Source organism: uncultured Clostridium sp., from assembly GCF_937920395.1.
In the GTDB taxonomy this organism is placed as follows: Bacteria; Bacillota; Clostridia; order Clostridiales; family Clostridiaceae; genus Clostridium_AD.
In genome coordinates this window covers 1-1,768 of the sequence record NZ_CALEVF010000313.1, presented here as the reverse complement: position 1 = coordinate 1,768, position 1,768 = coordinate 1, and the positions used below count along the sequence as shown (strand labels likewise).

The 1,768-nt window shown below is 33.1% G+C and carries 1 protein-coding gene; it reads right to left on the bottom strand.

Translation table 11 applies throughout. From position 1 onward, the window contains the following. Positions 1 to 172 precede the first annotated feature (172 nt). Entirely contained in the window at positions 173 to 1,612 is a 1,440-nt protein-coding gene (locus Q0649_RS19565) for a DDE-type integrase/transposase/recombinase (RefSeq protein ID WP_298845839.1), read from the bottom strand. Positions 1,613 to 1,768: the final 156 nt, after the last annotated feature.

The window sequence follows — 1,768 nt, the reverse complement described above, 5'->3', positions numbered from 1 at the left end:
TGGTAGTGTAAAGTTATCTATGAAAAAATAAGATGAACTAAGTTGGGTTGTATATGCAAAAAGTTTTATAAAATCAGCTTAATATATCAGCATAAGAATAAAATTGGACATGACAAAAAAGCCTTTTTATTAAGGCCGAAAATATAATAAACATTAGAAACCTAATACTTGATTATAAACATTTATTTGTTTGCATTTTTAATATAGTTTGTTGGCCAAGTAAGATGAGTAATTGCCATTTAGCAGGCATATTATCTGCATTAGCTAATTCATCTAATTGGGTTAAAGGTCTCCAATAATTGTAAGGATGAGGCCGCAGGAAATTGTAATAAGCGACCCAGAGTGATACGCCATAAAGAGCGCCATTTTCACTCCCATAGCCGCCAGTTACACGGTAGGAGAACTTGAAGGTTCGATTAAGGCGTTCTACTACCTCTTTTACCCATCGAAATTCAGTTGTTACGGCATCATCATTAGTTAGTCCAATTACCTGAGTAATATCAAAGTCCCAACCCTTTTCAAGCTTACATTGTTGACTTGCGAGAGGATATGCACTATAACCATCTGCAATAAACTTCAAAGCTTTACCCGGGAAGGTTTTAAATTTTTCTAAAGCCATACGCATGGCTAAAATACAAGGGCCAACTGCACGAGTATCTGATACCTGGTAGCCTAGGATAGATTTTTTACAGGCATCCATCACAATCCATACATAATGGTGGATACCTTTTACCTTGATGTATGTCTCATCAGCAGAAAGGATGTTTGTAGGTTTGTAGTCAAAGGTATCTGTAAATGGTTTTATAACAGCGGCAGCTGTCATGGCATAGTTAGCAACCATAGTATGGGAAATTTTAATGCCATGTATTTCTTCTAAGGCATGCGATGTCATTCTGGTGGATAGTTTAAGGTTAACATGATAAGTAAGGCATAAACCCATTATGTAGGCATTGAACTTTTTATATTTAAAGTTAATAGCATTTGAAGGAAGTTCATGTAAGTCCATTTTGAAAAAGTTAATGTTAAATTCGCGATAAATATAGTGAAGCTTATACTTATGTTTATCGGAAGCATTTAAGCCTTTGGGTAATTTCGCAATGTTTTTACGATAGTAAGAACAATTAGAATTAACGCATTTATGTATACGGAAATTCGTACGATTTTTCTTCGGTACAAGAATATTTCCACAATAAGGACAACGCAAAGCTAGAGGATGATTATAAATATTGCTTTCGCTAAAGAGTTCACCACAAACTTTGCATTGATATTGACCTTTTGAACCATTATTTTTATAAATATAATCGTGCGGAGCACCACAATGAGGACACAAAGTAGTTTCGGAAATAGTTACCTTAGACCTACGGTTTACTGGCTTAATAGTCTTACCATATTTATGTTTATAATAACCTAAGAGTAGCTTATAATCTATAATTTCAGGAATGAAGATCTTAGGTAGCTTGTCCACCTTAAACTTTTGATATTCAGGACTATGTGAATCATCAAAAGCCCACTGCTTTAGAGGGATATGTTTAGCAATAAATAAAAGTAATATATTAATTTGTTTCAAAAGGTATTGATTATATAAGAATAAATAAGTTATAATTGAATCCATAACAATGACACCCTTTCATGTGTATTTTTGTGTGGTTAGATACTCAATTATAACATGTTATTAGGGGGTCATTGTTTTTTGCGTCTAAAAAACTCTGTAACCCTTGATATATATAAGAAAAATCAAAAATGTAGTGTAAATAAATTTACACTACCA